The sequence below is a fragment of the uncultured Gemella sp. genome, assembly GCF_963525165.1.
Taxonomy (GTDB): domain Bacteria; phylum Bacillota; class Bacilli; order Staphylococcales; family Gemellaceae; genus Gemella.
The window spans coordinates 1-7,104 of record NZ_CAURJN010000054.1 but is presented as its reverse complement, the minus strand read 5'-3'; the positions used below and the strand labels follow the sequence as shown (position 1 = coordinate 7,104).

Sequence of the window (7,104 nt, the reverse complement as noted above, 5' to 3'; positions counted from 1 at the left end):
TACAGAAGTAGAAGTAGGAAAAGATGGAACAGTAACGGTAACATTACCAGACGGAACAAAAGCAACAATTCCAGGAAGCAAAGCTGTAGAAGAAGAGCTTAAAGGAGGAGTTAAAGCACCAGAGAGAACACTAGTTAAAGATCCAAGCAACTTAACAGATGCAGAAAAAGAAGCTGTCAAAGAAGCATTAATTAAAGCGAATCCAAAACTTAAAGATCCTAAAGTGAAGATTACAATCTCAGCAAAAGGAGATGCTACAATTGTTTATCCAGATGGAAAAGTAGTAGTAATCCCAGGAAGCGACTTAGTAGAAGTTAAAGTAGTTAATAATCGAAGCAATGGTACTAGTGAAATAAACGGAAATTCTAATGCACAAGCTACAAACGCTAAATTAGGACAGCGTTTAGCAAACACAGGTACAACTGAAACTAATACTGGATTAGCAGGATTAGGGTTAGGAATCCTAGGTGGATTATTTGCAGCAAGACGTCGTAAAAACGATAAAAACTAATTTAAAGTTTATAATAAATCTTTAAGTATAGTAAAAAGCCCTCGAAAAAATCGAGGGCTTTTTTGGTTCTTTACCAAGTACGGTTGATTATGAAAAGTAAGCATCCAATAACTAGGTATCTATCCTCCAACAAAAATTTCTTTATAATACAAACATAAAGAAGAAATGGAGGAAGATAAAATGTCAAAACAAACTGTATCATTAGACATTGGCTATTCATCAAAAAAAGAAGGGAAATCTAATGCTATTCTGCTGAAGCTCCGTAAGGAGAGAATGGAATGGGATACCTTACCAGTAGAGGTGTGACATCAAAAACGAGAAGAAATAAAACCAATTATGGATGAATTTTTTGATTGGTGTTGCGAGCACTCTGTACTACCTGATAGTAAATTAGGCAAAGCTATTGGACTATAGTTTGAAATACGAAACAACATTTCGAACTATATTGGAAGCTGGGAATCTTGTTCTTTCGAATAATTTAGCAGAACGAGCGATAAAATCATTGGTAATAGGGAGAAAGAATTGGTTATTCTCCCAAAGTTTTGAAGGAGCACAATCCAGTGCCATCATAATGACTTTACTCGAAACTGCCAAACGAAATGGATTAGATTCAGAAAAATACACCAACTAGTTATTAATAAATTCATCAAATGAAGACACTTTAGAAAAAAATGAGATTCTAGAGGCTTATTTGTCATGAAATAAAAATATTCAAGAAACTTGTAGATAAGAAAGAGCTCTCCGCGCTAGGCAAAGGGCTCTTTTTCAATATACCTCGTTATTATACGCTTACGCTTTAAATGTTATGTAACTAGAAAAGAGGTATTAGATTATATATTAGCTATAGATGCTAAGTTTATAGCTAGCTATGAGAGAGTACACGAGATAAGAGAAACTATTAAAGCTAAAGATTCTGTAAAATTAGAGAGGTATATAGATATGGATACTAAAGGACTATCTAAAGGTGTAGCTAAGGCTATAAATACAGCTGTTAAATATGAGTATTATAATGGTACATTAGAAGGATTTAATAATAAAATAAAACTATTAAAGGGGGCTGACCAAAAAGTCCTAAAATTTAATAAAGTTCATATAAGAACTCATAGACGCAGTGATTTATTGATATCTAAATTTGCTTTATAAAAGCTTTTTAGATATCTAATAAACTGTGCGGGGGTAACTTGACAAAATCAATTTCTTCGAAATCGTGATTTTTGAGGAACTCCCAGCTTTAACAACTTCAGATTACGTATTTTAACTATGTCTAGATTATTTGTTTCTGAGTATAAAAATAATGTCAAACTTAATGAAAGAATGAAAGTAAGAAAAAATCTAAGCAGCAAAATGCTGCCTAGATTTCTAGAGTGAATTTCTCCTATGCCCCGCACTTTATAAAGAGCCAAAATTTGTTAAAATTTTTGGGGGGTATTACCAAGAGAGGGAAGAGGTTTTAATATCTTACTTTTCTACAAATGGGCTAATAGCTCCGTATAGAGCTGCGTCATTTCCTAATTCAGCTGCTAGGAATTTAGTTTGATTGTTTTCGATTGGGTGAAGTTCACGTACTTTTGCTTCTAGTTTTTTCAGTAAGTAATCTCCTTGAGCAGAAACAGCCCCACCGATTACGATGTACTTAGGATCTAGGATACATAGTAAGTTAACAATACCACGAGCAAGTTCGAATAACCATTCGTCTAGAACTTTTAGTGCAGTTGTATCTTCACGTTTACAAAGATCGAAGAATTCGATAACGCTAAGTCCTTCGTACATTTCATCTTTAATTTTTCTGTCTAGAGCGATAGTAGAAGCACGTTGTTCGTAAGTAGTTTTAGTGTCGAAATCGTAAAGAGATTGTCCGATTTCACCTACACCGAAGTTAGATCCGAAAGGAAGACTAGTTAGGTAGTAAGCCCCACCGATTCCAGTTCCTAAAGCCATACAGAATACTTCGTCTAATCCTTTAGCTCCACCAAGCCATTGTTCACCAAGTAATGCACAGTTAACATCGTTATCTGCGTATACTGGAATACCTAGTCTATCTCCAAAATCGCGTTTAAAGTTAGTTCCAAGGTAGTTTTTGATAGTTGGAGCTGAACGAATAACTTCCATGTGAACATTATCAATAACACCAGCTGCAGAAATACCAGCCGCTGAGAAGTTATAAGTTTCACGGATTTTACTAGCGATTCTATACATTTCATCAGTAATTTTTACAGTCACATTGTCAGGTGTTTTACAAGTTTCGTAATGTACGATTTTGTGATTTTCATCAAATACAGCAAATTTTATACTTGTCCCACCAATATCAATACCTAATAACATAATATACCTACTTTCTTAATAAAGACATAATTATCTTTAATGTTAATGATTTTTTAAATTTCTATACAACGATATATTACCATAAAATTAATATTTTGAAAACTGTTTCTTGTAAAATAATAAAAGGTATATGCTGTATAAAAAATAGTGACTGGTGTATAATAAACTAGAAGTTAGAATTGTTTAAGGAGAATAAAATGGATAAAATAGTATTTTTAGAGCCTGTATTTTGTGAAAGAATATGGGGAGGACGTAATTTAGAGAAGTTTGATTTTTCTATTCCACAAGGGAATATTGGAGAAGCATGGGTTATCGCGGCTCATGATAATGGTAGTTCAAAAATAATAAACGGTGAGCTAGCAGGTTTAACACTAAAAGAAGCTTATGAGAAACAACCTACTTTATTTACTGAGAAAGTTTATGATAGGTTCCCACTATTGATTAAAATTCTAGATGCTAGTGATAATTTATCAGTACAAGTGCATCCTGAAGATGACTATGCACGTAAAAATGAGAATGGCGAACTTGGTAAAACGGAATGTTGGTATGTACTGGATGCCAAAGAAGGCGCTAAGTTAGTATATGGACATACTGCTAAAACAAAAGAGGAGTTCAATGATAAAATAAATGGTGAACAGTGGCAAGAACTGTTTATAGAAGAAGAGGTAAAAGCGGGAGATTTCTTCTATATTCCAGCGGGTACTCTTCATGCGATTGGAGAAGGTATATTGATATACGAAGTACAGCAAAATTCTGATACAACATATCGAGTATATGATTATGATCGTGTAGATAAAGATGGCAATAAACGTGAACTTCATATAGAGAAAACAAAAGATGTGACGAAAGTTCCGTTTGAAAAAATTACTACAACTCCTAAAGAGGAAAAATTAGAAGGGGCTACAGTAACATACTTAGCAGATGAAAAGTACTTCTCTGTGTTTAAAGTCGAAGTAGCAGAACAAGTTTCCCTAGAAAAAACTAGAACAGGAAATCTATTTACCGTCCTTAATGGTAGAGGAAGTGTAGAAATAGACGGTAACATTTATGATGTGAAAAAAGGAGATAGTTTTATTTTAACAACTGATTGCAGTAAATACACATTAAAAGGAAATATGTTCTTAGTAGGAAGTTATGATAGATAGGTATTAAAAGTAAAGATAATCAATTTAATGTTAAATTTTTTGTATTTAGTTGTTACCTGATAACGTTTGATTTAAAAATTTTAAAGTAATAAATAAAGGCTAACAGAAGCGACTGCGTAAGTCTGATTTTTATAAAATGATGACTTGTGAGTCGTTTTTTATTTTTTAAAAAGAGGAGTTTAATGTATTAAATAGAGATAATAAGACTAGACGATAGATTTACATATACTATATAAGCGTCAACCGGAGTGATTAGGATATTGTGTTATAAACATGATAATAACAACAGTAATTAAAAGGTTTTCAAAAAAATAGAGTTTTTTAAGTTTTTTCTATTGACAAACTAAAGAAAACGTTTTAAAATGTAAGTGTATTAAAATTTAATGTGTTAAATAAATGCATAATATTAAAAATAAATAACGGAGGTTATTATAATGAAAGATTTAAAAGGATTATATTCGGCTTTACTTATTCCATTTGATGAAAATGGTGAGGTTAAAGAAGAGGGGCTGAGACAGGTTATTGAACATAACATCAATGTAAGTAAAATTGATGGTTTATATGTTAACGGAAGTAGTGGGGAGAACTTCTTATTAAACACTGCTCAAAAGAAACAAATTTTTAAATTTGTAAAAGAAGTAGTTGGGGATAGAGTTAAACTTATCGCTCAAGTAGGATCTTTGGATTTAAATGAAGCGGTAGAATTAGCTAAATACGCTACAGGATTAGGATACGACTCATTATCAGCAGTTACTCCATTCTACTACCCGCTATCATTTAACGAAATCAAACATTACTACAAAACAATTATCGATGCCACGGATAATAGCATGATTCTTTACTACATTCCTTTCTTAACGGGAGTTAAAATTAGTTTAGATCAATTCGCTGAATTATTAGAAGATGAAAAAGTTATCGGTGTTAAATACACTGCAGCAGACTTCTATCAATTAGAAAGATTCAGAAAACGATTCCCTAACAAACTAATTTGGTCTGGATTCGATGAAATGTTAGTTCAAGCTGCTATTACTGGAGTAGATGGAGCTATCGGTTCTACATACAATGTTAACGGACAAAGAAGCCAAGAAATCTTCAGACTTGCTAAAGAAGGTAAAGTTGCTGAAGCTTACGAACTTCAACATGAAGCAAATGATGTAATTGAAAAAGTATTAGAGTTAGGTTTATATCAAACTCTTAAAGAAATCTTAAAAGTTAAAGGTATTGATGCAGGAACTTGTAAAAAACCTATGAAATCATTTGATCCAGCTAAATTAGCAGAAGTAGAAAAATTAGTTAAAAATTATAACCTATAATTTTAAAACTAAGGGGTAAAAAATTAGGGGTGGGAAGAGGAGACTTAAAAGTCCTAAATTTTTTTTAAAAAAGTGTATATGATAACTCATAGACGCAGTGGTTTATTGATTTCAAAAATCGCTTTATAAAAGTTTTTTTGAAATCTAATAAACTGTGCGGGGGTGACTTAACAAAATCTATTTCTTTGAAATCATGATTTTTGAGTTGCTCCCCTTCCCAAATATCAGAAAAAATATTATTTAAGAAAAAATAGGAGGAGAGTACCATGGACAAAATAGGATTTGGTACACTTAACAGTATAGTTTTAGGGATTTACTTAATTGCTATGCTAGCAATTGGGGTTTATTTCACTAAAAAAGCAGGTGAAAGTACGGATGAATTCTTCAAAGCTGGAGGAAATATTCCATCTTGGGCAGTAGGATTCTCAATTTATGCAACAACATTATCAGCTATTACATTTATGGCGACGCCAGAAAAAGCATTTAACGGAGACTGGACATATGCAGCAGGGAACTTTTCAATTATTGCGATTATTCCGATATTAATTCATTACTATGTTCCATTCTTTAGAAAATTAAATGTAACTACAGCATATGAATATTTAGAAGAACGCTTTAATCCTAGCGTACGTGTAGTAGGAAGTGTGTTATTCTCACTATTCCATATTGGACGTGTAGCTATCGTTATTTATCTACCAACAGTTGCAATCACATCGGTATCTACACTTAACCCATTCTTAGTATGTGCGGTTATCGGATTACTTTGTGTAGTTTACTCATTCTTAGGAGGGGTAGAAGGGGTTATCTGGACAGACGTTATCCAAGGTATTATTTTACTTGGAGGAGCTGTTTTAGTAATTATCTTAGGTGCATATGAAGTTGGTGGATTTGGTCACATTACTCAAGATGCTTTAGCAAATGGTAAAATTGTAACTGCTGAGAAATTTAGCTGGTCATTAACTGCTTCAACTATTCCAATTATCTTCATTGGATCAGTATTTAACAGTTTACAACAATATACAGCATCTCAAGACGTAGTTCAACGTTATAGCACTACTGAATCTGTAGAAGAAACTAACAAATCAATCTGGACTAACGGATTATTAGCATTTATCTCTATTCCAATCTTCTACGGAATGGGAACAGTTTTATACAGTTTCTACAAAGGTAGCCACGCTGTAACTAAATTACCAGACTTCATGAACGCTGAAGTAGTAGGTAAAGCAGCTAACACAACAGCTTTAGTACCTTACTTTATCTTAACAGCATTACCTGCAGGGGTTGCAGGATTAGTTATCGCAGCTATCCTGGCAGCTGCGCAATCAACTATTGCATCAAGCTTAAACTCAATTTCAGCTTGTATCACAGTTGATATTAAACAACGTTTCTTCGGATTGAGTAAAGATGCAAAACAAGACGTTTTATTAGCTCGTGTTATCATCATTGTAGCAGGGGTATTAGGAACAATCGCAGCACTATACTTCGTAAACACTAACCAAAAAGAAACTTGGGATTTATTCCTTAAATATATCGGACTTCTAGGAGTGCCTTTAGCTGGTACATTCGCACTTGGTATCTTCACTAAACGTGCAAACGGAGCTGGAGCATTATTAGGATTAGTAGTTGCAGGGCTTGTATGTTGGTACATCCAAGACTTCACAACTTATGCTAAACAAAGTCCATTCATCTTCTCAGGATTCTCATTCTTAAGTGCATTAGTATTCGGTTATATCTGTAGTTTCTTCTTCAAATCTACTAAAAATATCACTGGACTTACTATTCACACTAAAGATCAAGAATACGTAAAAGAAGC

The 7,104-nt window shown here is 33.2% G+C and carries 8 protein-coding genes; 7 read left to right on the top strand and 1 reads right to left on the bottom strand.

What is annotated here, in order from left to right; genetic code table 11:
- The 4 genes from RWQ74_RS08415 to RWQ74_RS08400 all read left to right on the top strand — a co-directional run.
- The coding region (locus tag RWQ74_RS08415; protein ID WP_314397850.1) for an LPXTG cell wall anchor domain-containing protein at positions 1 to 511 on the top strand (511 nt) is incomplete at its 5' end.
- Positions 512 to 691: 180 nt separating this feature from the next.
- Complete coding sequence (locus RWQ74_RS08410) at positions 692 to 817, top strand: hypothetical protein (protein ID WP_314397849.1); 126 nt, start codon at positions 692 to 694, stop codon at positions 815 to 817.
- A 97-nt stretch (positions 818 to 914) separates the two neighbouring features.
- The gene (locus RWQ74_RS08740) at positions 915 to 1,142 is read left to right on the top strand and encodes a transposase (RefSeq protein WP_399540770.1); all 228 of its coding nucleotides are present in this window, start codon (positions 915 to 917) and stop codon (positions 1,140 to 1,142) included.
- Between the two features lie 308 nt (positions 1,143 to 1,450).
- Positions 1,451 to 1,654, top strand: coding sequence for a hypothetical protein (locus RWQ74_RS08400; RefSeq protein ID WP_314397847.1), 204 nt, complete (start codon positions 1,451 to 1,453; stop codon positions 1,652 to 1,654).
- 315 nt (positions 1,655 to 1,969) lie between these two features.
- On the opposite strand, the gene RWQ74_RS08395 is transcribed toward RWQ74_RS08400, so the two are convergent.
- Positions 1,970 to 2,833, bottom strand: coding sequence for an ROK family protein (locus RWQ74_RS08395; RefSeq protein WP_314397846.1), 864 nt, complete (start codon positions 2,831 to 2,833; stop codon positions 1,970 to 1,972).
- Positions 2,834 to 3,030: 197 nt separating this feature from the next.
- Here RWQ74_RS08395 and manA point away from each other — a divergent pair, with 197 nt between their 5' ends.
- The 3 genes from manA to RWQ74_RS08380 all read left to right on the top strand — a co-directional run.
- Complete coding sequence (gene manA / locus RWQ74_RS08390) at positions 3,031 to 3,978, top strand: mannose-6-phosphate isomerase, class I (protein WP_314397844.1); 948 nt, start codon at positions 3,031 to 3,033, stop codon at positions 3,976 to 3,978.
- 434 nt (positions 3,979 to 4,412) lie between these two features.
- Entirely contained in the window at positions 4,413 to 5,291 is an 879-nt protein-coding gene (locus RWQ74_RS08385; RefSeq protein WP_314397842.1) for an N-acetylneuraminate lyase, read from the top strand.
- A 266-nt stretch (positions 5,292 to 5,557) separates the two neighbouring features.
- The coding region (locus tag RWQ74_RS08380; protein ID WP_314397841.1) for a sodium:solute symporter at positions 5,558 to 7,104 on the top strand (1,547 nt) is incomplete at its 3' end.